The sequence below is a fragment of the Halomonas sp. HG01 genome (genome assembly GCF_000968715.2).
Lineage (GTDB): Bacteria > Pseudomonadota > Gammaproteobacteria > Pseudomonadales > Halomonadaceae > Halomonas > Halomonas halophila.
The window spans coordinates 3,493,713-3,518,641 of the sequence record NZ_CP022134.1 but is presented as its reverse complement, the minus strand read 5'-3'; the positions used below and the strand labels follow the sequence as shown (position 1 = coordinate 3,518,641).

20 protein-coding genes are annotated in these 24,929 nt (G+C 68.2%); 10 read left to right on the top strand and 10 right to left on the bottom strand.

Annotated features, from left to right (window positions below):
* Nucleotides 1-2: 2 nt before the first annotated feature.
* The 3 genes from waaA to UN84_RS16665 are packed head-to-tail and all read right to left on the bottom strand — an operon-like array spanning nt 3 to nt 3,818.
* A complete protein-coding gene (waaA, locus tag UN84_RS16675) occupies nt 3-1,301 on the bottom strand; it encodes a lipid IV(A) 3-deoxy-D-manno-octulosonic acid transferase (protein WP_046078900.1) in 1,299 nt (432 codons plus the stop codon).
* A complete protein-coding gene (hldE, locus tag UN84_RS16670) occupies nt 1,301-2,731 on the bottom strand; it encodes a bifunctional D-glycero-beta-D-manno-heptose-7-phosphate kinase/D-glycero-beta-D-manno-heptose 1-phosphate adenylyltransferase HldE (protein ID WP_046078899.1) in 1,431 nt (476 codons plus the stop codon). Before hldE ends, waaA begins: the two co-directional genes overlap by 1 nt.
* A complete protein-coding gene (locus tag UN84_RS16665; protein ID WP_046078898.1) occupies nt 2,721-3,818 on the bottom strand; it encodes a glycosyltransferase family 9 protein in 1,098 nt (365 codons plus the stop codon). The genes hldE and UN84_RS16665 overlap by 11 nt, the downstream gene beginning before the upstream one ends.
* Between UN84_RS16665 and UN84_RS16660 the strand changes: the two genes are divergently transcribed.
* Nucleotides 3,817-4,524 carry a 3-deoxy-D-manno-octulosonic acid kinase gene (locus UN84_RS16660; RefSeq protein WP_046078897.1) on the top strand — a complete coding sequence of 236 codons (708 nt, stop codon included), beginning with the start codon at nt 3,817-3,819 and terminating at the stop codon, nt 4,522-4,524. The genes UN84_RS16665 and UN84_RS16660 overlap by 2 nt on opposite strands.
* Before the next feature lie 128 nt (nt 4,525-4,652).
* Here the strand turns inward: UN84_RS16660 and UN84_RS16655 are convergent, their stop codons facing one another.
* Nucleotides 4,653-5,774, bottom strand: coding sequence for a glycosyltransferase family 4 protein (locus UN84_RS16655; protein WP_237022333.1), 1,122 nt, complete (start codon nt 5,772-5,774; stop codon nt 4,653-4,655).
* Between the two features lie 36 nt (nt 5,775-5,810).
* Here UN84_RS16655 and UN84_RS16650 point away from each other — a divergent pair, with 36 nt between their 5' ends.
* Genes UN84_RS16650 through UN84_RS16640 form a run of 3 tightly spaced genes read left to right on the top strand, consistent with a single transcriptional unit; the run spans nt 5,811 to nt 9,323 of the window.
* Entirely contained in the window at nt 5,811-6,899 is a 1,089-nt protein-coding gene (locus UN84_RS16650) for a glycosyltransferase family 9 protein (protein ID WP_046078895.1), read from the top strand.
* Nucleotides 6,896-7,663, top strand: a complete 768-nt coding sequence (locus UN84_RS16645; RefSeq protein ID WP_046078894.1) for a glycosyltransferase family 2 protein — start codon at nt 6,896-6,898, stop codon at nt 7,661-7,663. Before UN84_RS16650 ends, UN84_RS16645 begins: the two co-directional genes overlap by 4 nt.
* Nucleotides 7,641-9,323 (top strand): sulfatase-like hydrolase/transferase, encoded by a 1,683-nt coding sequence (locus UN84_RS16640; RefSeq protein ID WP_442908399.1) that lies wholly within the window; start codon nt 7,641-7,643, stop codon nt 9,321-9,323. Before UN84_RS16645 ends, UN84_RS16640 begins: the two co-directional genes overlap by 23 nt.
* Nucleotides 9,324-9,428: 105 nt before the next feature.
* On the opposite strand, the gene waaF is transcribed toward UN84_RS16640, so the two are convergent.
* Together waaF and rfaD are read right to left on the bottom strand one after the other, a co-directional pair.
* The gene (gene waaF, locus UN84_RS16635; protein WP_046078893.1) at nt 9,429-10,442 is read right to left on the bottom strand and encodes a lipopolysaccharide heptosyltransferase II; all 1,014 of its coding nucleotides are present in this window, start codon (nt 10,440-10,442) and stop codon (nt 9,429-9,431) included.
* Nucleotides 10,435-11,391 carry an ADP-glyceromanno-heptose 6-epimerase gene (gene rfaD, locus UN84_RS16630; RefSeq protein ID WP_046078892.1) on the bottom strand — a complete coding sequence of 319 codons (957 nt, stop codon included), beginning with the start codon at nt 11,389-11,391 and terminating at the stop codon, nt 10,435-10,437. Before rfaD ends, waaF begins: the two co-directional genes overlap by 8 nt.
* A gap of 355 nt (nt 11,392-11,746) precedes the next feature.
* On the opposite strand from rfaD, the gene glyQ reads away from it, so the two are divergent.
* From glyQ to gmhB, 3 genes are all read left to right on the top strand, one after another.
* Complete coding sequence (gene glyQ, locus UN84_RS16625) at nt 11,747-12,691, top strand: glycine--tRNA ligase subunit alpha (protein WP_107181048.1); 945 nt, start codon at nt 11,747-11,749, stop codon at nt 12,689-12,691.
* A gap of 1 nt (nt 12,692) precedes the next feature.
* Nucleotides 12,693-14,759 (top strand): glycine--tRNA ligase subunit beta, encoded by a 2,067-nt coding sequence (gene glyS, locus UN84_RS16620; protein WP_173835029.1) that lies wholly within the window; start codon nt 12,693-12,695, stop codon nt 14,757-14,759.
* Between the two features lie 319 nt (nt 14,760-15,078).
* The gene (gene gmhB / locus UN84_RS16615) at nt 15,079-15,657 is read left to right on the top strand and encodes a D-glycero-beta-D-manno-heptose 1,7-bisphosphate 7-phosphatase (RefSeq protein ID WP_046078890.1); all 579 of its coding nucleotides are present in this window, start codon (nt 15,079-15,081) and stop codon (nt 15,655-15,657) included.
* A gap of 121 nt (nt 15,658-15,778) precedes the next feature.
* On the opposite strand, the gene gyrB is transcribed toward gmhB, so the two are convergent.
* The 4 genes from gyrB to dnaA form a co-directional block, all read right to left on the bottom strand.
* Complete coding sequence (gene gyrB / locus UN84_RS16610; RefSeq protein WP_046078889.1) at nt 15,779-18,199, bottom strand: DNA topoisomerase (ATP-hydrolyzing) subunit B; 2,421 nt, start codon at nt 18,197-18,199, stop codon at nt 15,779-15,781.
* Nucleotides 18,200-18,210: 11 nt separating this feature from the next.
* Nucleotides 18,211-19,326 (bottom strand): DNA replication/repair protein RecF, encoded by a 1,116-nt coding sequence (recF, locus tag UN84_RS16605; protein ID WP_046078888.1) that lies wholly within the window; start codon nt 19,324-19,326, stop codon nt 18,211-18,213.
* 4 nt (nt 19,327-19,330) lie between these two features.
* Nucleotides 19,331-20,434 (bottom strand): DNA polymerase III subunit beta, encoded by a 1,104-nt coding sequence (gene dnaN / locus UN84_RS16600; protein WP_035594570.1) that lies wholly within the window; start codon nt 20,432-20,434, stop codon nt 19,331-19,333.
* Between the two features lie 64 nt (nt 20,435-20,498).
* Nucleotides 20,499-21,965 carry a chromosomal replication initiator protein DnaA gene (gene dnaA / locus UN84_RS16595; protein ID WP_046078887.1) on the bottom strand — a complete coding sequence of 489 codons (1,467 nt, stop codon included), beginning with the start codon at nt 21,963-21,965 and terminating at the stop codon, nt 20,499-20,501.
* Between the two features lie 516 nt (nt 21,966-22,481).
* Here dnaA and rpmH point away from each other — a divergent pair.
* The 3 genes from rpmH to yidC all read left to right on the top strand — a co-directional run bounded on the left by rpmH (nt 22,482) and on the right by yidC (nt 24,915).
* Complete coding sequence (gene rpmH, locus UN84_RS16590; RefSeq protein ID WP_008959105.1) at nt 22,482-22,616, top strand: 50S ribosomal protein L34; 135 nt, start codon at nt 22,482-22,484, stop codon at nt 22,614-22,616.
* A 13-nt stretch (nt 22,617-22,629) separates the two neighbouring features.
* Nucleotides 22,630-23,025, top strand: coding sequence for a ribonuclease P protein component (gene rnpA / locus UN84_RS16585; protein WP_082090861.1), 396 nt, complete (start codon nt 22,630-22,632; stop codon nt 23,023-23,025).
* 204 nt (nt 23,026-23,229) lie between these two features.
* A complete protein-coding gene (gene yidC, locus UN84_RS16580; RefSeq protein ID WP_035594564.1) occupies nt 23,230-24,915 on the top strand; it encodes a membrane protein insertase YidC in 1,686 nt (561 codons plus the stop codon).
* The last annotated feature ends 14 nt before the right edge of the window (nt 24,916-24,929 follow it).

Sequence of the window (24,929 nt, the reverse complement as noted above, 5' to 3'; positions counted from 1 at the left end):
ACTTACTTCGTCTGAAGAAGCCGTTCGAGGACTTCCAGCGTGCGCTTCAGGGCGCCACGGTTGGCCTCGACCACCGCATGTCCGGCCGCGGCGAGACGTTCACGCTCCGCCGCGTCGCCAAACAGGCGCACGAGCTCATCGGCGAGCGTCGCGGCATCGGTGACCTCCACCAGCGCCTGGCGCTCGCGCAGCGCCTCGGCCACGTCGGTGAAGTTGGCGAGCTCGGGGCCGGTCAGCACCGGCACGCCCATGGCGGCCGGTTCCAGCAGGTTGTGGCCGCCGATCGGCACCAGGCTGCCGCCGACGAAGGCCGCATCGCCCGCGCCGTAGAGCGCCGACAGCTCGCCCATGGTGTCGCCCAGATAGACCGCGGTCTCGCCGGTCACCGCCTCGTCCCGCGAGCGCCGGGCCACCGTCATGCCCTCGGCCCGGCACAGTTCCGCCGCCGCCTCGAAGCGCCGGGGATGGCGCGGCACCAGGATCAGCAGCACCTCGGGATAGCGCTCCCGCAACCGCGCATGGGCCTCGAGCAGCGCCTCGTCCTCGCCCTCGTGGGTGGAGCCCGCCACCCACACCGGACGCCTGCCGAACCCGGTTCGCAAGCGCTCACTCACCTCAATGGCCTTGTCATCACGGGCCAGATCGAATTTGAGCGAGCCGGTCACCTCGGCCTTCTCCGCCGCCATGCCCAGCGCCCGGAAGCGCTCGGCATCGGCCTCGGACTTGGCCCCCAGCCAGCTGACGTGAGACAGCGCCTCGGCCATCAGCCTGCCGAGGCGGCGATAGCCCTGGAAGGCCCGCGGCGAGAGCCGGCCGTTGACCACCGCCACCGGAATGCCCCGCCGCTCGCAGCCGGCCAGCAGGTTGGGCCACAGCTCGGTCTCGAAGAAGATGGCCAGATCGGGGCGCAGACGCTCGAGGAAACGCCGCGCGGCGCCGGGGAAGTCCAGCGGTACGAAGTGATGACTCACTTCGGCTACATCCGCCTCGTCCTGCAGGCGTTCGGCGACGGCATGGGCGCGCTCGGCGCCGGTGGCGGTCATGGTGGTGATCACCAGGCGGCGGTCGGAATGACGCCGCGCCAGGGCCTCGATCAGCGGCCGGGCGGCCTGCACCTCGCCCACCGAGGCGCAGTGCAGCCACAGGCTGTCCGCGCCCTCGGGCGAGGCGGCGATGCGCCCCAGCCGCTCGGCGCGGGAGCGCCCGGGCAGGCTCTCCTTCCACACCCGTCGCCAGACCAGCGGCGACAGCGCAAGCAGCGCGGCGGAGTAGCCGCGCCGCACCCAGGGATGGCCGGCCATCAGGCCTCGCGGTCGAGGATGGTGGAAATCATCGCCGTGGTGGACACGCCGTCCTCGAAGCCCAGCACCCGCACCTCGCCGCCGGCCGCGCGCACGGCCTCGCCGCCGGCGATGTCCTCGGGGCGGTAGTCGCCGCCCTTGACCAGCACGTCAGGGAGCACCGCCTCGATCAGCCGCTGCGGGGTGTCCTCGGCGAAGGGCACCACCCAATCCACCGCGCCCAGCCCGGCCAGCACCTGCATGCGGCGGGCCAGCGGATTGATCGGCCGCTTGGGCCCCTTGAGCCGGCCGATGGAGGCGTCGTCGTTGACCGCCACGATCAGGCGGTCGCCGAGCCGGCGGGCGTGCTCCAGGTAGGCCACGTGGCCGGCGTGGAGGATGTCGAAGCAGCCGTTGGTCATCACCACCCGCTCGCCACGGGCCTGGGCGGCGCGCACCGCCTCGATCAGCGGCGCCTCGGCGATGACGCCGAACTCGGCCAGCTTGTCGCCGTGCAGGGCGGTGTAGAGCTCGGCCACGGACAGCGTGGCGGTGCCGGGCTTGGCGACCACCAGGCCGGCGGCCAGGTTGGCCAGGGTCATGGCCTCGGGGAAGCCATGGCCGGCGGCCAGCGCCAGGCCCAGTACACCGATCACGGTATCGCCGGCGCCGGTGACGTCGAACACCTCCCGGGCGCGGGTCGGCAGGTGAAGCGGCTCGTGGCCCTCGCGGATCAGGGTCATGCCCTTCTCGCTGCGGGTGATCAGCAGCGCCTCGAGCTCCAGCTCGGCGCGCAGCGCCTCGCCGCGCTCGGACAGGGTGGCATCGTCCGGGCAGGGGCCGGCGACGGCCTCGAACTCGGCCAGGTTGGGGGTGATCACGCTGGCGCCGCGGTACTTGCGGAAGTCGCTGCCCTTGGGATCGACCAGCACCCGCTTGCCGGCGGCCCGCACGCGGCCGATCAGCCCCTGGACGTCGGCCAGGGTGCCCTTGCCGTAGTCGGAGAGGATCACCAGGTCGGCGGCGTCCAGGGCCGTCTCGACCTTCTCCGCCAGCGGGCCGGTATCCACGTCGCCGAGGCTCTGCTCGAAGTCGAGGCGGATCAGCTGCTGGTTGCGGCTCATCACCCGGAGCTTGGTGATGGTGGGAATCTCGGCGCTTCGGGCAAAGTGAGTGCTTACACCAGCATCCTCGAGGCGTCGGCTCAGCAGGTCGGCGTTGTCGTCGTCGCCGACCAGGCCGGCCAGCGCCGCCCGCGCGCCCAGCGAGGCGATGTTGAGCGCCACGTTGGCGGCGCCGCCGGGGCGATCCTCGGCCTCCTCGACCCGCACCACCGGCACCGGGGCCTCGGGCGAGATCCGTGAGGTGCCGCCATGGAAGTAGCGGTCGAGCATCACGTCGCCCACCACCAGCAGGCGGGAATGCTCCAGGGCGGTCAGATCAAGCTTCATCGGAAGGCTCCCTTTCCTGACGGGACGCGGCGGTGTCCAGCACCGCCTCGAGATGGCGAATGACGTCGTCGGCCTGGATCAGCGACATGGCGTCGGGATGACGGACCCGCTGCCCCCAGGGCAGCGTCTCGGGGTCCTTGTGCAGGAACTGGCGCACCGCATCGGGATAGCGGTTCACCACGTGTTCGCGCCAGCAGTAGGGCGCGGCCCGGTCCGGGTTGGTGGTGGCGAACAGGCCGACCACCGGCGTGTCGAGGGCGTTGGCCATGTGCACCGGACCGGAGTCCGGCGCCACCACCGCCCGGGCGCCGTCGATCAGCGCCAGCAGGCCCTTGAGCGAGGAGCCGCCGATGGCGTCGATCACCGCGCCGGGCTGGGACAGCGCCTGGATGCGGCTGCCCATCTCGCGCTCCTGGGTGCTGCCGCCGCCGGTCAGCACCGTCTTCAGGCCGTGCTGGACCCAGGCGTGCTCGACCACGCTGGCGTAGCCCTCCGCCGACCAGTTGCGGAAGTTGCGCAGCCGCGGATTGGCGCAGGGGCTCATCAGGATATAGGGCGCGTCGCCGGTCAGCGTCGCGGCCTCGTCGCGGGCGGCGTCGGGGATCGGCATGTCCCATGCCAGCGAGAGATCCTCGACGCCCAGCAGCCGGGCGAAGTCGAGGAACGACTCGAGCACATGGGCGCGGGGGTGCGGCGCCAGCTGACGGTGGGTGAACCAGTGCTGGGCATCCTTGGCACGGGCCTTGTCGTAGCCGACGCGCAGGTCGGCCTTGAGGCCCAGGGAGAGCACGCTGGCCCGCAGCGCCTGCTGCATGTGCAGCAGCACGTCGAAGCGGGTGTCCGAAAGCTGCCGCCACAGCTCGCGCATCCCCGCCAGGCCCGTGGCCTTGTCGTAGACGACGAACTCGACCCCCGACATGCCGGCCAGTAGACTGTGCTCGCCCTTGCCGATGATCCAGGTGATGCGCGCATCGGGCCACTGACGCTGCAGCGCGCGGATCGTCGGAACCAGGTTACAGACATCGCCCAGGGCGGAAAGGCGCAGCACGCCGATATGGGCGGGGCTGGCGGGCAGAGGATGCTTCATGCGATTGGCAACGCTTCAAACGGGAAAGGTTTACATTTTATATGATGCGGACAGTTTATGTGACGCCGATGGGGCGCCACAAATCGGCCCGTCGACCTTCGATCCCGACCACTGGCGCCGGCAGGGCCTGGTCACCGGCGAGGCGCCCGGCCGCGGCGCCAGCCTGTTCCTGGCCGCCGGCGACGCCGAGTGGGTGCTGCGCCCCTATCGCCGCGGCGGCCTGGTGGCCCGGGTCAGCGAATCGCGCTACCTGTGGACCGGCGCCGAACGCAGCCGTTCCTTCCGCGAACTGCGCCTGACCGGCCACCTGTTCTCGCTCGGCCTGCCGGTGCCCCGGCCGGTGGCGGCGGTCACGACCCGCCACGGCCCGAGCTACGAGGCCGCCCTGATCACCGTGCGCCTGAACGGCGCCCGCGCCCTGGCCGAACGGCTCCATGACGCCGACGAGGCCCTGCTGGCCCGAGTCGGTGCCACGGTGCGCCGCTTCCACAACGCCGGCCTCGACCACGTGGACCTCAACGCCCGCAACCTGCTGGTCGACGGCGACGACGCCGTGTGGCTGATCGACTTCGACCGCTGCCGGCTGCGCCAGCCCGGCAAGTGGCAGGAGGCCAACCTCGAGCGGCTGGCCCGCTCGCTGGCCAAGTTCGACGCCGCCCCCGCCATGGACGCCATCCGTCGCGGCTATGACTCTATTCAAGATTAGCGATGAGCTTTGCCGGCGCCCAAGCTTCCGCGAGGGCGCTGTAAATACCTCCCTGTAAGCTACTTTTGCCTTCCTTGGCAAAAAATCCTCGCTCCACCTTACCCCCGGCGCTCATCGACTAGGATCTGCTACGCACCGTACTCCGCCACCAGCGCCTCGACGTGGCGCGCCAAGGTGAAATCCTCCAGCACCCGCGCCCGGCCCGCCACGCCGAGCCGCTCGCGCAGCGCGCCGTCGTCGACCAGCTCGGCCAGGGCCGCGGCCCAGGCCTCGGGGGATTCGGGATCGGCCAGCCGCCCGGTGTCCGGACTCACCAGCTCCGGAATCGCTCCGCTCGACGCGCCCACCACCGGCCGACCGGCGGCCATGGCCTCGATCACCGTCAGCCCGAAGGCCTCGTTGCGCGACGGCGTGCAGACCACGTCCAGCGCCTGCAGGCAGCGCGGCAGGTCGGCGCGGAAGCCGGCGAAAGTGAGCCGCGAGCCGAGCCCCAGCGTCTCGACGCGCTCGCGCAGCGCCTCGACGAAGGCCGCGTTGCTGCCCTCCTCGGCCGTCAGCCCGCCGATCATCACGCCATGCCAGGCCGAATCGGGCCGGTTTTCTGCGAGCGCCGCCAGCGCCTCGACCCACACCCGCTGCCCCTTGCCCGGGGTGATGCGCCCCGGCAGGCCGATCGCCACCGCACCCTCGGGCACGCCCAGCTCGCCGCGCAGCGTCGCGCGCTCGTGATCGCCCAGGTCGGCCACGTAGGGCGCAGGATCGATGCCGAGGTAGAGCCGGCGGATGCGCTCGGCGGGTAGCGGAAAAGCCCGGAGATTGCGGGCGCGGGTCGCCTCGCTGATCGAGAACAGCCGGGTGACCCGGCCGTAGGCCCAGCGATGGTAGAAGTCGCGCTTGGGCCGGGTGACGCCCATGTGGTCGGTGAAGAACAGCCTGAGCCCCGGACGCAGCGTGGCCAGCAGCGCACCCAGGCGCAGGTCGCTGGACTTATGGCAGTGGATGACCTCGATGCCGTGGGCCTTGAGATAGGCCAGTATGCGACCGACCCGCCACAGCGCCTGGCCGCGGGACGGCACCGTCAGCGGCGTGACGCCGGCGGCCTCGAGGCTCGCCGCCACCCGCGAGCCTTCAAGCGCCAGGCCGTGGGCCTCCCACCCCTGGCGGGCCAGCTCGGGTATAATCCGCGCAGGATACATTTCCAGTCCGCCCCAGCCGTTCGAGAGGCAGAGCTGCATGACCTTGGGTCTCAAGGCATCCTCCATTCGGTGTCGGGGCTCGGGAGCCCCATGACGAGTTTCTCCGATCAACGGCCGCCGCGCCTGCTGGTGGTTCGCAACGACAAGCTCGGCGACTTCATGCTGGCCTGGCCGGCCCTGGCGGCCCTAAAGGCCGCCTCGCCGCGCCCCCACGTCAGCGTGCTGGTGCCGAGCTATACCGCCCCGCTGGCCCGCGCCTGCCCGTGGATCGACGAGGTGATCCTCGACCCGGGCGGCAACGCCGGCCGCGAGGGCCGACGCGAACTGCTGGCCGAGCTGAAGGCCGGGCGCTTCGATGCGCTGCTGACGCTTTACTCCACGCCGCGCGTCGGCTGGCTGGGCTGGCGCGCCGGCATTCCGCTGCGCCTGGCGCCGGCCACCAAGTGGGCCCAGCTATTCTACAACCGCCGCGTCACCCAGCGCAGGTCGCGCTCGGAGAAACCCGAGTACGTCTACAACCTGGAGCTCGCCGAGGCGCTGCTCGAGGCGCTGGGCATCGCGGTGCCGACGCGGCCGGCGCCGCCCTGCTGGCCGCTGGATGATGGCGAGCACGCCCGCCAGCGGGCACTCGTGGCCGAGGCTACCGGGCTCGGTGATGACCGCCCGTGGCTGTTCCTTCACCCCGGCAGCGGCGGCTCGGCGGTCAACCTCACGCCCGAGGCCTACGCGCGGCTGGCCCGCGACGTCGATGCCCGGCTGCACGAGGCGGGCAAGAAGCCGGCCTGGGTGATCACCGCCGGCCCCGGGGAGACCGACAACGCCGATGCCCTGTGCGAGACGCTGCGCGAGGCCGGACTCGAGGCCCGGCGCCTGCCGCCGAGCCCGGGGCTCGAGGCCTTCGCCAGGAGCCTCGTGGCCGCCGACCTGTTCATCGCCGGCTCCACCGGACCGCTGCACGTCGCCGCCTGCCTGGACCGCCCCACCGCCGGCTTCTATCCTGCGCGGCGTTCGGCCACGCCGCTACGCTGGCAGACCTGCAACGCCGAGGCCCGGCGCCTGGCCTTCTGCCCGCCCGAGGGCGCCCACGAGGCGGACATGGCGGCCATCGACCTGGCCGCCGCCGCCGAGTCCATCGCCGCGCACCTGACCTCTCCTTCGATCAGCGAGACCCGCCCATGACGCCCATCTCCGGCATCATCATCACGCTCAACGAGGCCGACAACGTCACCGACTGCATCGCCTCCCTGCATCGGGTCTGCGACGAGGTGATCGTCGTCGACTCCGGCAGCCAGGACGACACCGTGGCGCTCGCCGAGGCCGCCGGCGCCCGGGTGATTCATCAGCCCTATCTCGGCGACGGCCCGCAGAAGGCCTTCGCGGTGCCCCAGGCCGCCCATGACTGGATCCTGGCGCTGGACGCCGACGAGCGCCTCGACGACGACGCCGTCGCGGCGATCCAGGGCCTGGCGCTGGACGATCCGCAGCAGGCCTTTCGCTTCAGGCGCCGCAACTTTGCCGGCCGCCACTGGATCCGCGCCGCGGGCTTCTACCCCGACCCGGTCACCCGGCTCTACAACCGCACCACCTCGGGCTACCTGCCCAAGAAGGCGCACTCCTCGGTGCAGGCCCCTTCGGTGACGGATCTGGACGCCCATCTTCGCCACTTCACCTATCGTGACCTGTCACACTGGATCAGCCGCATCGACGCGCTCTCCAGCCGCGATGCCTGGGCAATGAAGGAGCGTGGCAAACGGCCCTCGGCCGTGCGGCCGGCACTGCATGCGGCCACCGCCACCTTTCGCAAGCTGATCCTCAAGGGCGGCCTCTTCCAGGGCGCGGACGGCTTCACCGTGGCCATGACCACGGCGTTCCACGCCTACATGAAGTACGCCAAACTCAACGAGCTCTACGAGAACGAGCGTGCGGAACAGAACGAACGCTGAAGATGCCATCCCCGCCCGCCTGAAGCGGCCGCGCGGATGGGCACTGCTGACCCTCGGCGTGGCCCTGGGCTTTGCCGCCGTCACCGTGACCCGGCTGCCGGCCCTGGCGCTGTGGCCGATCGCCGCCGGCTGGCTGTGGCTGGCCCATCGCCTGCGCTGGGGCGAGGACGCGGCCGCACCAATGCCGCGGCGCCGCTGGCCCTGGTCGCTGCTGCCACTGAGCCTGTGGGGCATCTACGTCTATCTGGCCGACAGCTTCGGCGAGGTCGACCTGGGGGCGGTGTTCTTCCACCTGCAGGCCGGCATCAGCGATCACGGCGGCGGCGAGCGGCTGGTCGCCGCCGTGCTCTATACCCTCGCCATGCTGGCAGTACTGGCCGCCTTCACCTGGCTGGTGCGGCGCGACGGCCGCTGGGCTCGCCATGAACGCCTGCTGGCCGCGGTACTGCTGCTCGGCAATCCGATGCTGCTGGGGCTCGGCCAGCGCGGCATGGCCTTCGTCACCGAGGACGGCGCCTGGCTGGATCGCCGCTACGTGCCGCCGGTGATCCAGGCGGCGCCGGCCGATCCGCCCAACCTGCTGGTGCTCTACCTGGAGAGCCTGGAACGCACCTATGCCGACCGCGAACGCTTCGGCGACGCCTACGGGCCACTCGCCGAGCTGGGCCGACGCGGCGTGGTCTTCGAGGGAATCCGCCAGCTCGACAACACCGGCTGGACCATGGCCGGGATGATCGCCAGCCAGTGCGGCACGCCGCTGATGCCGGCGGGACTGCTGCATGACAGCCAGTTCGAGCCCCTGGACCGGGTCGTGCCGGGCGTCGACTGCCTGGGCGACCTGCTGTCGGCCCAGGGCTATGCCCTGAGCTATCTCGGCGGCGCCAGCACCCGCTTCGCCGGCAAGGGCCGTTTCTACACCGGCCACGGCGTCACGCGGGTGCGCGGCCGCGAGACCCTGGCCCCACGGCTCGAGGACCCCGACTATCTCAACAGCTGGGGGCTGTACGACGACAGCCTCTATGCCTTCACCCGGGAGGAGATCCGCCGCCGCGAGGCGGAGGGCGGCCCCTGGGGCGTGATCGCGCTCAGCCTCGGCACCCATCCGCCCGCCGGCTACCCGGCCCGGGCCTGCGAGGCGCGCCAGGGCGATCACGACGGCGAGGACATCCTCTATGCGGTGGAATGCTCGGCCTGGCTGGCCAAGCGGCTGGTGGAACGGCTGGAGGCCGAGGGGCTGCTGGCCAACACCCTGGTGGTGATCGCCAGCGATCACCTGACCATGCGCGTCTCGGCCTGGGAGCAACTGATCGCCGGCCCCCGCGCCAATACCTTGATGCTGCTGCACAACGACCTGATTCCGCGCCGTCTCGACCGCGAGGGGTCGACGCTCGACGTGCTGCCCACCGTGCTGGAGGCCATGGGCTTTCGCATCGCGCACCACCGCGCGGGGCTCGGCGTCTCGCTGCTGTCGCGGGAACCGACGCTGGTCGAGCGCCACGGGCTGGAGGCGATCAATGCCCGGCTCAAGGAAGAGACCGCCCTGCAGCGCCGGCTGTGGGAGGGGCTCGACCTGCCCCGCCCGGAGCCGGCATCGGTCCGGGCGGAACATTCCGGCGAAGAGCCGCGGGCATTGCCTGAAAAGTCGGCGAGCGAAGGTTAGACAAGGCAAAAATCAACGAAAAGCCGGAGTTTACGAGCTGTAAATGAGGACTTTGAGTTGAGTTTTAACGCCGTATAGCCGAGCGCAGACACTTTTCAGCATTGCCTAGCCGGCCAGGATGGCCGACAGGACCCTCTCCGGCGGCTGCTGCTTGAGGCAGTTGGTGTGACCCAGCGGGCAGGTGCGCTCGAAGCAGGGCGAGCAGTCCAGCGCCAGGTAGTGAATCTCGGCGTCGCCGGTGAGCGGCGGCGTATAGGCCGGCGACGAGGAGCCGTAGATCGCCTGGATGCGGGTGCCCGCGGCGGCGGCCACGTGCATCAGCCCCGAGTCGTTGGTCACCGCCTGGCGACAGTCGGCGAGCAGGTCCACCGCGTCGGCCAGCCGCGTCTTGCCGCACAGGTTATGCGCATGCTCGAGCCCGCCGGCGATGGTCTCGCCGGCGGGTTCGTCCTTGGGGCCGCCCATCACCCGCACCTCGAAGCCCTCGGCGATCAGCGCCTCGGCCAGGCGGCGGAAGTACTCGAGCGGCCACTGCTTGGCGGGGCCGTACTCGGCACCGGGCATCATGGCGATGGCCGGGCGGCTCCCGATACCGAGCGAGGCGTGCAGCGATGCCAGATTGGCATCGTCACGCTGCAGCGCCGGGCGCGGGACCGGGAAGTCGCCCTGTGCCGCCTCGCCGGCCGGCAGCCCCAGCGACACGAAGCGCTTCACGGTCTGGTCGAGCACGGCCTTGTCGAGGCGGCGACGCTCGTTGAGCAGCCCGTAGCGCTGCTCGCCGTGGAAGCCGACGCGCCGCGGGATGCGCGCCAGGAAGGGCACCAGCGCCGACTTCCAGGAGCGCGGCAGCACGATGGCGCGGTCGAAGCGCCCGCGCAGCGAGGCCGCCAGCCTGCGCCGCGCGGCCCAGCCGAACTCGCCGTGGCCGACTTCCAGCGCGGCCACCTCGTCGACCTCTTCCATCCGCTCGAGGATAGGCCGCGACCAGGCCGGCGCCACCACGCCGATGGTCGCCGCCGGGTCGCGTTCCTTGAGCGTCTTGAACAGGCTCTGGGCCATGACCATGTCGCCGACCCAGGACGGGCCGACGACCAGGATGCGCTCGCCCGGGTCAGGCATTCAGCCACTCCAGATAGGCCTTCACGCCTTCGGCGACGGTATGGAACTCGCGGTCGTAGCCGGCCTCGCGCAGCCGCGCGATGTCGGCCCGGGTGTAGCTCTGGTAGCGGCCCTTGAGCTCGTCGGGGAAGTCGATGTACTCGATCTTGCCCTTGCCGTAGTAGTCGACCACCGCCTCGCCGATCGCCTTGAACGGCTCGGCACGGCCGGTACCGAGGTTGAAGATGCCGGAGGCCTCGGGATGGTCGAGGAACCACAGGTTCACGTCGACCACGTCGCCGACGTAGATGAAGTCGCGGCTCTGCATGCCGGCCTCGTAGCCGTCCCAGGCGCCGAACAGCTTGAGGTCCTGGCCGCCGCTGATCTGGGTGTGGTGGTGGTAGGCGACGCTGGCCATCTTGCCCTTGTGCTGCTCGCGGGGGCCGTAGACGTTGAAGTAGCGGAAGCCGACCACCTGGCTCTCGAATTCGTCGTGGCGGGCGCGCACGTACTGGTCGAACAGCAGCTTGGAGTAGCCGTAGACGTTGAGCGGCTTCTCGTGCTCGGGCTCCTCGCGGAACACCTCGCTGCCGCCGTAGGTAGCCGCGGAGGAGGCGTAGATGAAGGGAATGCCCTTGAGCTGGCAGAAGTGCAGCAGCTCCTTGGAATACTCGAAGTTGTTCTCGAGCATGAAGCGGCCATCCCACTCCGTGGTGTCGGAGCAGGCGCCCTCGTGGAAGATCGCCTCGATGGGCGGCAGGTGCGAGGCCTCGCCGTTGAGGGCGGCCTTCACCCGGGCCAGGAAGTCGTCCTTGTCCAGGTAGTCGCCGAGGGTGCAGTCGGCCAGATTGACGAACTTGGTGCCGTCGCTCAGGTCGTCGACCACCAGCACGTCGTTGCGGCCGCGCTCGTTGAGTGCCTTGACCAGATTCGAGCCGATGAAGCCGGCTCCGCCTGTCACTACGATCATGGGGATTCCTCTCTATGCGGGCACTAGCGGGCAAGCCGGGTGCCTCCGAACGGGGCTGATCCGGCGACAGCTCTCCGAGGAGGTGCTGTGACCCCTTCCCTGGGCGCTACCGACGCCCTGCGGCGTTCTTGCATCCTGCGCCACTTGCAGGGCCGGTGCTGGCCATCCATGGCCAGCCCGTTCGGAGGAATCCTCCTCACCCCTGGCGTAGGACCTCCTCTGCGAGCTGTCCCCGGCGCCCCTCGCGATTTCCCGCAGCCCTGTAACCCAGGTATTCCGGGCTGCGCCTATAACCGATCTGCCCGTGATTGTATACTTGACCGCTCGTGAATTCATGGCCAACGGTGCTTCCGCAATGACACAGTCGACGCCAGACGTGACAACCTTCCAGGGCCTGATCCTGGCCCTGCAGCAGTACTGGGCCGAACAGGGCTGCGTGGTCCTTCAGCCCCTGGACATGGAGGTCGGCGCCGGGACCTTCCACCCGGCGACCTTCCTGCGCTCCATCGGTCCCGAGACCTGGAATGCCGCCTACGTGCAGCCTTCCCGCCGTCCCACCGACGGCCGCTACGGGGAGAACCCCAACCGCCTGCAGCACTACTACCAGTTCCAGGTGGTGATGAAGCCGTCCCCGGCCAATCTCCAGGAGCTCTATCTGGGCTCGCTCAAGCGTCTCGGCCTCGACCCGCTGGTTCACGACATCCGTTTCGTCGAAGACAACTGGGAATCCCCCACCCTCGGCGCCTGGGGCCTGGGCTGGGAAGTGTGGCTCAACGGCATGGAGGTGACCCAGTTCACCTACTTCCAGCAGGCCGGCGGCCTGGAGTGCTACCCGGTCACCGGCGAGCTGACCTACGGCATCGAGCGCATCGCCATGTACGTCCAGGACGTCGACAGCGTCTACGACCTGGTGTGGACCGTCGCCCCCGACGGCACCAGGGTCACCTACGGCGACGTCTTCCTGCAGAACGAGCGCGAGCAGTCGACCTACAACTTCGAGCACGCCGACGTGCCGGCGCTGTTCGCCGCCTTCGATCATCAGGAAGGCGAATGCAGCAAGCTGATCGAGGCCGGCCTGCCGCTGCCCGCCTACGAGCAGGTGCTCAAGGCCTCGCACACCTTCAACCTGCTCGACGCCCGTCACGCCATCTCGGTGACCGAACGCCAGCGCTACATCCTGCGCGTGCGCACCATGGCCCGTGACGTGGCCCACGCCTACTACGAATCGCGCAAGGCCGCCGGCTTCCCGCTGGCCCCCGAAGCCCTGCGCCGCGAACTGCTTGCCGAAGGAGACGCTTGAGATGGCAGCCGATAGCTTTCTGGTCGAACTGGGCGTCGAGGAACTGCCGCCGGGCGCGATCGACAAACTCTCCGATGCCCTGGCCGAGGGCGTGTCCCGCGGGCTGGCCGACGCCGATATCGCCCACGGCGAGGTGACCGCCTACGGCTCCCCGCGCCGCCTGGCCGTGCGCGTCGAGGCGCTTGCCGACAAGCAGCCGGACCGTGAGGTCGAGCGCCGCGGCCCCGCGCTGGCCGCCGCCTTCAAGGACGGCGAGCCGACCAAGGCCGCCCAGGGCTTCGCCCGCTCCTGCGGTGTCGAGGTCGACCAGCTGATCCACCTCGAAACCGACAAGGGCACCTGGCTCGGCTACCGCGAGCAGCAGCAGGGCGAGGCCACCACCGCCCTGCTGCCCGCCATCGTCGAGAAGGCCATCGCCGGCCTGCCGGTGCCGAAAAATATGCGCTGGGGCGCCTCGCGCATCGAGTTCTCCCGTCCCGCCCACTGGCTGGTGATGCTCTACGGCAGCGACGTCGTCGAGGCCAGCGCCCTCGGCCTGAGCTCCGGCCGCACCACCCGCGGCCATCGCTACCACGCCCCCGAGCCGCTCGAGCTGGCCCACGCCGACGACTACCTCGAGGCGCTGGAGCAGGCCTGGGTGCTGGCCGACCGCGACAAGCGCCGCGAGCGCATCCGCGAGCAGGTGCTGGCCGAGGCCGAGGTCCAGGAGGCCCAGGCGGTGATCGACGAGGAGCTGCTGGTCGAGGTCAGCGGCCTGGTGGAATGGCCGGTCGCCCTGGCCGGCGGCTTCGACGAGCGTTTCCTCGAGGTGCCAGCCGAGTGCCTGGTCTCCTCCATGAAGGCCAACCAGAAGTACTTCCACCTGCTGGACGCCGAGGGCAATCTCAAGCCCGGCTTCATCACCATCTCCAACATCGACAGCGCCGAGCCGGAGCAGGTGATCCGCGGCAACGAGAAGGTGATCCACCCGCGCCTGGCCGATGCCGCCTTCTTCTACGAGACCGACCGCCAGCAGCCGCTGGCCGCCCGCGTCGAGGGCCTCGCCAACGTGGTCTTCCAGCAGAAGCTCGGCTCGCTGGGCGACAAGTCCCACCGCAACGCCGCCGTGGCCGCCTTCATCGCCGGCCGCATCGACGGCGACGTGCACCAGGCTCGCCGCGCCGCCGAGCTGGCCAAGTGCGACCTGGTCACCGAGATGGTGCTGGAGTTCCCCGAGCTGCAGGGCATCATGGGCCGCTACTACGCCACCCATGACGGCGAAGACGCCGAGGTCGCCCAGGCACTCGAGGAGCAGTACCTGCCGCGCTTCGCCGGCGACGCCATCCCGCAGACCCGCGCCGGCCAGGCCCTGGCCCTGGCCGACCGCCTCGACACCCTGACCGGCATCTTCGGCATCGGCCAGCGCCCCACCGGCACCAAGGACCCGTTCGCCCTGCGCCGCGCTTCCATCGGCGTGCTGAACATCCTGATCCAGGGCGAGCTGGACCTCGACCTGCGCGAGCTGCTCGAACTGGCCGCCGCCCAGCATCAGGAACTGCCCTACGCCGACGGCCTTGTCGACGAGGTGCTGGCCTACATGCTCGACCGCTTCCGCGCCTGGGCCCAGGACGAAGGCATCGGCGCCGAGGTCTACCTGGCCGTGCGCGCCCGTCCGGTCACCAAGCCGCTGGACTTCGCTCGTCGCCTGCAGGCGGTGAACGCCTTCGCGCGCCGCGAGGAAGCCGCGGCCCTGGCCGCCGCCAACAAGCGGGTCTCCAACATCCTCGCCAAGCAGGGCGGCGACGTGGCCGTCGAGGTCGACGCCGGCCTGCTGCAGGAAGACGCCGAGAAGGCCCTGGCCGAGGCGCTGAGCGGCTGCCACCAGAAGGTCGCCCCGCTGTTCGCCGAGGCACGCTACAGCGATGCCCTGGACGTGCTGGCGACCCTGCGCGAGCCGGTCGACCGCTTCTTCGACGACGTCATGGTGATGGCCGATGACGAGGCGGTGAAGCGCAACCGCCTGGCCCTGCTGGCCAGCCTCCAGGCGCTGTTCCTCGAGGTCGCGGACATCGCTGAGCTCCAGCACTAAGCGGAGCCAGCGACGTGAAAGGGCCGGCGAGGCGACTCGCCGGCCCTTCTTTTTGTGCCGATGTTTCATGTGGAACATCGCTCCGATCACCGCGCCGACACCGATTACCGGTTTCCTCTCCCCTCTCCCCCGCTAATCGCTACTATCTCCTCTCTCGCTACTCCTCTTACCTGTTACCTCTCACCGGTCGCCGATGTTTCACGTGGAACACTCATCCAGCCAGGGCGCGACCCGCTCACTTCTCCAAGTCCCGCCTGCTTGGCATCGCCTGTTTCACGTGAAACACTTCCGCTTCCGATCCATCCTGCCCGGAGCCGTCATGCCGCGTGCCGAGAAGCCTGCCGCCCAGTTAGTCATCCTCGACCGGGATGGCGTGATCAATCAGGATTCCGACGACTACGTGAAGTCGCTCGACGAGTTCCTGCCCTACCCCCAGGCCATCGACGCCATCGCCCGACTTTCCCGAGCGGGCTGGACGGTCGCGGTGGCCACCAACCAGTCGGGTATCGCCCGCGGTTACTACGACGAGACGACGCTGGCCGCGATGCACGAGCGCCTGAATGCGCTCGTCGCCGCGGCCGGTGGCGAGATCGCCCACATCGTGCACTGCCCTCACGGGCCCGACGATGGCTGCGACTGCCGCAAGCCGCTGCCAGGGCTGCTGGAACGACTGGGCACCGAGCTCGGGATCGACAGCCTCGCAGGCAGCTGGATGGTCGGCGACAGCCTGCGCGACCTGGAAGCCGGCGAAGCAGTCGGCTGCCGACCGGTGCTGGTGCGCACCGGCAAGGGTGAGCGCACCCTCGCCAGGCACCCCGAGCGGTCCGGCGACGATCGAACCCAGGTGTTCGACGATCTGGCCAGCTTCGTGGACTGGCTGCTCGAACGACAACCGTAAGCTGCAAGTCGACAGCCTGGAATCGCCCAGAGCAAAAAGAAAAACCCCGGAGGCTGAGCCTTCGGGGTTTTCTTGTAGCTCGGCGCTAGCGATGTTTCACGTGAAACATCGAACCGGGCGATCAGATATCCAGGTTGGCCACCAGGGCGTTGCGCTCGATGAAGTCGCGGCGCGGCTCGACCTCGTCACCCATCAGAGTGTTGAACATCATGTCGGCGGCCACGGCATCCTCGATGGACACGCGCAGCAGGCGGCGCGTCTCGGGATCCATGGTGGTCTCCCACAGCTGCTCCGGGTTCATCTCGCCCAGGCCCTTGTAGCGCTGGATGGACAGGCCACGCTGGGCCTCGTTCATCAGCCACTCCAGGGCGTCGTAGAAGCTGCCGATCGGCTGCTGACGCTCGCCGCGGGCCACGAAGGCACCCTCCTCGACCAGACCGTCCAGCGTCTCACCGAGGCCGGCGATGGCGCGGTAGTCGGCGCTGGTGAAGAAGTCGACGCCCCACACGAAGTCGGTGGTGACGCCGTGGGCGAGCAGGGTCACCGCCGGCAGGTAGAAGCCACGCTCGCTGTCCTCTTCCAGGCGGAAGCTATAGCGCGGGCCGCCCTCGTAGTCGACCAGGGCATCCATCTCGCGCTGCAGGTAGTCGATCCAGCCCTGCATGGCGGCACGATCGCGCAGGCTCTCTTCACCCTCGACGCGGGCGGCGTGGACGATCTTGCGCAGTACCACGTCCGGATAGACCCGCGACAGGCGCTCGATGCGACGCATCACGTCACGATACTGATCCACCAGCGACTGCAGGTGCTCACCGCCGATCCCCGGGGCATCGGCACTCACGTGCAGGCGTGCGCCGTCCAGGGCGGTGGTGGTCAGGTAGTCGGTGAGCGCCTGTTCGTCCTTGAGGTAGCTCTCCTGCTTGCCGCGCTTGATCTTGTAGAGCGGCGGCTGGGCGATGAACACGTGACCGCGCTCGATCAGCTGCGACATCTGGCGGAAGAAGAAGGTCAGCAGCAGGGTCCGGATGTGCGAGCCGTCCACGTCCGCATCGGTCATGATGATGATGGAATGGTAGCGCAGCTTGTCGGGATTGAACTCCTCGCGCCCGATACCGCAGCCGAGCGCGGTGATCAGGGTGCCGACCTCGGCCGAGGACAGCATCTTGTCGAAGCGCGCCTTCTCGACGTTGAGAATCTTGCCCTTGAGCGGCAGGATCGCCTGGGTACGACGGTCGCGGCCCTGCTTGGCGCTGCCGCCGGCCGAGTCGCCCTCGACCAGGAACAGCTCGGAGAGGCCCGGGTCCTTCTCCTGGCAGTCGGCCAGCTTGCCGGGCAGGCCGGCGATGTCCAGCGCCCCCTTGCGGCGAGTCATGTCGCGGGCCTTTCGGGCCGCCTCGCGGGCGCGAGCCGCGTCCAGCATCTTGTTGACGATGGACTTGGCCTCGTTCGGCTTCTCGACCAGGTACTCGGCGAACTGCCGGCCCATCTCCTGCTCCACCGCGGTCTTCACCTCGGACGAGACCAGCTTGTCCTTGGTCTGGGAGGAGAACTTCGGGTCCGGCACCTTGACCGAGATGATCGCGGTCAGACCCTCCCGGGCGTCGTCGCCGGAGGTGCTGACCTTGGCCTTCTTGAGCAGGCCCTCGGCCTCGATGTAGTGGTTCAGCGTGCGCGTCAGCGAGGCGCGGAAGCCGGCCAAGTGGGTGCCGCCATCCCGCTGGGGGATGTTGTTGGTATAGCAGAAGATGTTCTCGGCGAAGGTGTCGTTCCACTGCATGGCGATCTCGACGCCGACGCCGTCCTCGCGCTCGACGTTGAAGTGGAAGACCGGGTTGAGCACCGTCTTGTTGGTGTTCAGGTGGTCGACGAACGCCTTGAGGCCGCCCTCGTAGTGGAACAGCTCTTCCTTGCCGGAGCGCTCGTCCATCAGCCGGATGGCGACGCCGGAGTTGAGGAAGGACAGCTCGCGCAACCGCTTGGCCAGCACATCGTAGTGGAATTCGATGTTGTGGAAGGTCTCGGGCGAGGGCTTGAAGTGCACTCGGCTGCCGCTCTGCTCGGTCTTGCCGACCACCGACAACGGCGCCACGGGTACGCCGTGACGGTAGACCTGCTCGTGGACCTGCTCGTTGCGCCAGATGGTCAGCTTGAGCTCTTCGGAGAGCGCGTTGACCACCGAGACCCCGACGCCGTGCAGGCCACCGGAAACCTTGTAGGAGTTGTCGTCGAACTTGCCGCCGGCGTGAAGCACGGTCATGATCACCTCGGCCGCCGACACACCCTCCTCCTCGTGCACGTCGGTCGGAATGCCGCGGCCGTTGTCGCTGACCGTGATCGACTCGTCCGGATGGATGATCACCCGGATCTCGCTGCAATAGCCGGCCAGGGCCTCATCGATGGAGTTGTCCACCAGCTCGAACACCATGTGGTGCAGGCCTGTGCCATCGTCGGTGTCGCCGATGTACATGCCGGGCCGCTTGCGTACCGCATCCAGGCCCTTGAGAACCTTGATGCTCGATGAGTCGTAAGCCTGTTCGCTCATTGACTACTCCGTCATGAAGTCTGTCTGTCCGTTGGCAGCAGCTGCCCCTGCCCCGATTCGGTGCGTTTCACGTGAAACATCGCCACCGGCGTCCGCGAATCCCAGGCGCCGGCCAGCGCCTCCGGGTCGACACTGGTGATGAAAGCCTGGCAGCGCATCTGCTCCAGCCAGGCGCAGAAGACCCGGCGGTGCGCTTCGTCCAGCTCGGCGGGAAGATCGTCGATCAGATAGACGCAGGACTGGCCCGTGGCCTGCTCCAGCAGACGCCCCTGGGCCAGCTTCAGGGCGCTCACCACCAGTTTCTGCTGGCCCCGTGAAAGCACCTCCACGGCCGGCCGTCGGTCGAGGCGGATACCCAGGTCGGCCCGCTGCGGCCCCTGCTGCGTGAATCCCATCTGGCGATCGGTGTCCCGCCCCTGCTGCAGCACCTCGGCCAGGGAGCGCTTGCGATCCCAGCCCCGCGAATAGCGCAGGGTCAGGCCCGGCAGCTCGATCAACCCGGCCAGGGTCTCGCTGAACACCGGCTGAAAGTCCGCCATCCAGTCACGGCGCAGGGTGTCCAGTCGCTCGCCCCACAGCACCAGTTCCTGCTCCCAGGCATCCAGTGAAGCATCGTGCATTCTACCATGCCTGAGCAGGGCATTCCGATGCTTGAGGGCGCGACGATAGCGCCGCCAGGCGTCGAGGAAATCGTGTTTCACGTGAAACACGCCCCAGTCGAGAAACTCGCGGCGACCGGCCGGCGAGCCCTCGAGCAGGCGGAAGGCGTCAGGATTGATCAGCTGCAGCGGCAGCACCTCGACCAGCCCCGAGAGGCGGTCCAGGCGCTCGCCGCCCAGCCGCAGCTCGAGCTCCTCGGCATCGCGGCGGCGGCGCACGCCGAGCGGCACCGGGGGATCGCCCGCCAGGCGGGCGTGGAGGGTCAGGCTCTCGGCATCGTGGGCGATGGCATTGGGCAAGCGGCGCGTGCGGAAGGAGCGCCCCATACCGAGCACGTGGATGCCCTCGAGCAGGCTGGTCTTGCCGCTGCCGTTGGCGCCCGCGAAGAGATTGATGCCCGGCCCGGGCGTGAGCTCCAGGGCCTGCAGGTTGCGCAGGCCCTGGAAGGCGAGACGATCGAGTGGCATCCCGTCAGAGACGCATGGGCATGACGACGTAGAGGGCGTCGCCGCCGCCCGTCTCTTCCATCAGCGCACTGCTGTTGGGATCGGCCAGGGTCATCTGCACCCGCTCCTGGTCGAGCACGTTGAGCACGTCCACCAGGTAGCCGACGTTGAAGCCGATCTCCATGGCCGGCCCGGAGTATTCGATGGCCACGTTCTCCTCGGCTTCTTCCTGCTCGGGGTTGTTGGCCATGACCCGCAGGTTGCCCTCCTCCAGATTGAGGCGCACGCCGCGATACTTCTCGTTGGAGAGAATGGCGGTACGCGACAGTACCTGACGCAGCTCGGAACGCTCGGCGATGAACACCTTGTCGCCGTTGCGCGGCACGACGCGCTCGTAGTCGGGGAACTTGCCGTCCACCAGCTTGGAGGTGAAGGTGAAGTCGCCGGTGTGGGCGCGGATATGGGTGGCGCCGAGGGTCAGGCTGACCGGCTCGTCGCTGTCGTCGAGCAGGCGTACCAGCTCGAGAATGCCCTTGCGCGGCACGATCAACTTCTGCGACGGCTCGACCTGAATCTCGGCCGGGCGCGAGCAGACCGCCAGGCGGTGGCCGTCGGTGGACACCGCGCGCACCAGGTTGCTGGCGAACTCCAGCAGCATGCCGTTGAGGTAGTAGCGCACGTCCTGCTGCGCCATGGCGAAGGAGGTGGAGTCGATGAGGTGCTTGAGGGTGCCGCGGGGCAGGCTCAGCTCGACGCTGCTCTGGCCGTCCTCGATGCTCGGGAATTCGGCCACCGGCAGAGTCGAGAGCGTGAAGCGCGAGCGGCCGCTGCGCAGCACCGCCCGCCCCTCTTCCAGCGACAGCTGGATCTCGGACTGGTCCGGCAGCGACTTGCAGATGTCCATCAGCTTGCGCGCCGGCACGGTGATGCCGCCCGGCTGTTCGACCTGGCTGGCCACGGTGCGCCCGATCAGCTCGACCTCGAGGTCGGTACCGGTCAGCGAGACCTGGTCCTGCTCGACCTGGATCAGCACGTTAGACAGCACCGGCAGGGTCTGGCGACGCTCCACCACGCCGGCGACCAGCGCCAGCGGGCGCAGCAGCGCTTCACGGGAGATGGAAAATTTCATGTCGACTCCACTTCTCTTGTCCTGGAGGAATTGAGGCCGGGCCCGGCCCTTCGCATTCGGGCAATCAGCTGGTCAGCAGACGCAGCAGATTCTTGTAGTCCTCGCGGATGTCCGCGTTCTCTTCCTGAAGCGCCTGCACCTTGCGGCAGGCATGCAGCACGGTGGTGTGGTCGCGCCCGCCGAAGGCATCGCCGATCTCCGGCAGGCTGTGGTTGGTCAGCTCCTTGGCCAGGGCCATGGCGACCTGGCGGGGGCGTGCCACCGAGCGTGAACGCCGCTTGGAGAGCAGATCGGCGAGCTTGATCTTGTAGTACTCGGCGACGGTGCGCTGGATGTTGTCGACCCCGACCTGCTTGTCCTGCAGGGCCAGCAGGTCCTTGAGCGATTCGCGGATGAAGTCCTGGGTGATCGGCCGCCCCATGAAGTGGGAGTCGGCGATGACCTTCTTCAGGGCGCCCTCCAGCTCGCGGACGTTGGAGCGGATCTTCTGGGCGATGAAGAAGGCAGCGTCGTGGGGCAGATCGACCTTGGCCTGGTCGGCCTTCTTCATCAGGATCGCCACCCGGGTCTCGAGCTCCGGCGGCTCGATGGCCACCGTCAGACCCCAGCCGAAGCGCGATTTGAGGCGCTCCTCGACGCCGCTGATCTCCTTGGGATAGCGATCCGAGGTCAGGATCATCTGCTGGCCGCCCTCCAGCAGGGCGTTGAAGGTGTGGAAGAACTCCTCCTGGGAGCGCTCCTTGCCGGCGAAGAACTGGATGTCATCGATCAGCAGCGCATCGACGCTGCGATAGAAGCGCTTGAAGTCGTTGATCGCATTGAGCTGCAGCGCCTTGACCATGTCGGCGACGAAGCGCTCGGAGTGCAGATAGACCACCCGCGCGTTCTCGCGTCGACCGGCCAGGGCATTGCCGACGGCATGCATCAAGTGGGTCTTGCCGAGGCCGACGCCGCCATAGAGGAACAGCGGGTTGTAGGCGCCGCCGGGATTCTCCGAGACCTGGCGGGAGGCGGCCCGGGCCAGCTGGTTGGACTTGCCCTCGACGAAGGTCTCGAAGGTGAAGCTCGGATTCAGGCCGCTGTTGTGCTTGAGGCTGCCTTCCACCTGTACCTGGCGCTCGCTGCCAGGCCGGCGGGGCGCCTCCGCACCCTCGTCGCGCAGCTGGTCGATCTCGCTCTCGTCGGCCACGTCGCCACGCGGTGGCGTCTGCACCGCCGGGGCGCGAGGCGCGGCGGAGACCGGGTCGCCCAGTTCGCGGGTCTGCGGGGCCGGCGACGCCACACGACGACTGCCCACGGTCACCACCACCTTGGGCGGCTTGGCCGGCGACAGTTCGCGCATGAGTTCGCTGATCCGCTTGGCGTACTTGTCACTGACCCAGTCGCGCACGAAGCGATTGGGGGCCAGCAGCCGCAGCTGGTTGGCGTCCCCTTCCTCCGCCTGCAATGGGCGAATCCAGGTGTTGAACTGCTGGGAACTCAGTTCGTCCTGCAGGGTATCCAGACATTGTTGCCAGAGAGCGAGCGACACGCGACCTCACCATTCGGTTGAAGAACGACCGGATATTGTATCGTGCCACCCGCAGGTTATCCACATGGATGACGCCTGCGGACATCGCTGTGGAAAACCTGCCCGGGGAGGTAGGAAGATCCTGCGAGGAATCTGAGTACGTGAGTGGCCCTGTGGATGACTCGAGATTCCATCCACCCTTCATCCACCGGTTGCTCGCCGATCGCCAACGGGGTGTCCACACGATTATGATATCCACAGTTTATTGAGGAGAAAGGAAATATATCGGTTATCCACAAATCTTTTCCCCACCAATAATCACAGGGTGTAATAGAAACCCCATACTAGTAATGATAGTGGATCCACCAGGGCCCGCGAGAGAACGACCCGTCGAAAAGTCGCAAGGAAAAATTGCGCCCGAGGCCCGATATCACTACAATTTCCGGTCCTGAGCCGAATCTACCCGGATTCCCCACCGGAACCCGGGCGCCTCTGAATCGCCGATTTGTTCCAAAAACCACGTGGGAATAACGAGTTATGAAACGCACATTTCAACCTAGCGTTCTCAAGCGCAAGCGCGCGCATGGTTTCCGTGCTCGCATGGCCACCAAGAACGGTCGTGCCGTCCTGGCGCGTCGTCGCGCCAAGGGCCGCAAGCGCCTGAGCGCCTGATCGCGGACCTCGCGTGTCCAGTCAGGGCTTTCCCCGGCAGCTGCGCCTGCTGACTGCCGGGGACTACCGACGCGTCTTCGACACCGCTGCCTTCAAGGTCCATGGCAAGGGATTGATGGCCCTGGCCTCCCCCAATGATCTGGGGCATCCCCGCCTCGGACTGATCTTCAGCAAGAAGAACGTGCGTCGGGCCGTCGACCGCAACCGCCTCAAGCGCATCGCGCGCGACTCCATTCGTCTTCGCCAACACCGGCTTCCCCCTGTGGATATCGTGCTGCTCGCCAGACGCGGCGTTCAGGATCTGGACAACGCCACCGTCCACCGTCAGCTGCACGGCATGTGGAAACGTCTGGAACGCGAAGCGAACAAGGCGGCCACGAGCGACTCACCTGAGGCAGAGCGTCGATGACGCCGACTGCCCGTCGCTGTTGGCACCGCCCGGAGCCTGCATGCGCGTGATCACGCCAGACGCCATCCCGCTTGACCTCGTCGCGTTCCCAAGGGACGCTCGGCGAGCCAACGCTAGCCTGCCCCCGGCAGGCTTTCGCGTATGTCGGGCCGGCGAGCGGCATCGCGCCACCGGATTGTTCACCACCCATCGAGCAGACCCCTCATGGATGTAAAACGACTACTACTGCTGATTCCCCTGGCGGTCCTCGCCTACCTGATCGTCGTGCAGTGGAATCAGGATTACGGTCAGGTGGCCACCGCCCCCCAGGCCCCGACCATCACCAGCGAGAATCCGACGTCCTCTTCCCCGGACGCCGGCGGTGACGACCTCTCGGTACCGACCCGGAACACGGCACCCGACGACATGGCCGGCAACATTCCCGGTCAGGCACCGTCCGGCAACAGCCGTGACCTGGTGGCCGTCTCCACCGACGTGCTGGACGTGCGCATCGATCCGCAGGGCGGCGACATCGTCTACGCCGCCCTGCCCCAGCACCAGTTCGCGCTCGATTCCGGACAGCCCTTCGTGCTGCTGTCCAACGACCAGACGCGTAGCTACGTGGCCCGCTCCGGCCTGCAGCTGGAAGGTCATCAGGGCCGCCTGACCTTCGCTTCCGAACAGACCGAATACCGTCTCACCGAGGGCGAAGACGCGCTGCAGGTGGATCTCTCCGCCAGCGTCGACGGCGTGGACGTCATCAAGCGCTTCACCTTCGATCGCGACAGCTACGCGGTGAAGGTCGACTACCTGCTGGACAACCAGAGCGAGACACCGCTCACCGCGCGCTTCATCGGTCAGCTGGTCCGCGACGACAGCGCCGACCCGTCGACCGGGCCCAAGATGGGCATGAGTTCCTATCTGGGCGCCGCCTACTCGACGCCGGACGACAGGTACCTGAAGGTCGACTTCGACGAGATCAAGAAAGGCAGCTTCGAGAACCGCGACGTCGAAGGCGGCTGGGTCGCCATGATCCAGCACTACTTCACCTCCGCCTGGGCCCCGCCCCAGGACCAGCAGAACCTCTACTACGCCACCACCGACTCCCAGAACCGCAACGTGGCCGCCTTCGCCGGCGCGACCGAAAACGTGGCCGCGGGCGGCTCCGCCACCCTGGGCGCCACCCTCTACATGGGCCCCAAGATCCAGGAGCGCCTCGAGGCCGTGGCCCCGCACCTGGAACTGACCGTCGACTTCGGCTGGCTGTGGTTCATCGCCAACCCGCTGTTCTGGCTGCTGGATCACATCCAGAACGTGATCGGCAACTGGGGCTGGTCGATCGTCATCCTGACCCTGCTGGTCAAGGCCGCCCTGCTCCCGCTCTCCGCCAAGGCCTACAAGTCCATGGCACGGATGCGCAAGCTCGGCCCGGAGATGCAGCGGCTCAAGGAGCAGTACGGCGACGATCGCCAGAAGATGTCCCAGGAGATGATGAAGTTCTACCAGAAGGAGAAGATCAATCCTCTGGGCGGCTGCCTGCCGATCCTGGTACAGATGCCGGTGTTCATCGCCCTGTACTGGATGCTGCTCGAGTCTGTGGAGCTGCGCCACGCCCCCTTCATGTTCTGGATCCAGGATCTGTCGGTGAAGGATCCGTTCTTCGTGCTGCCGATCCTGATGGGCGCCTCGATGTTCGTGCAGCAGCTGCTCAACCCGACGCCGCCGGACCCGACCCAGGCGAAGATCATGAAGCTGTTGCCGGTGGTCTTCACCTTCTTCTTCCTGTGGTTCCCGGCCGGCCTGGTGATCTACTGGGTGGTGAACAACATCACCTCGATCGCCCAGCAGTACTTCATCACGCGCAAGATCGAGGCCGACCCCAACGTCGGCAAGGGCATGAAGACCAAGTAACGGTTCCCCGTCAC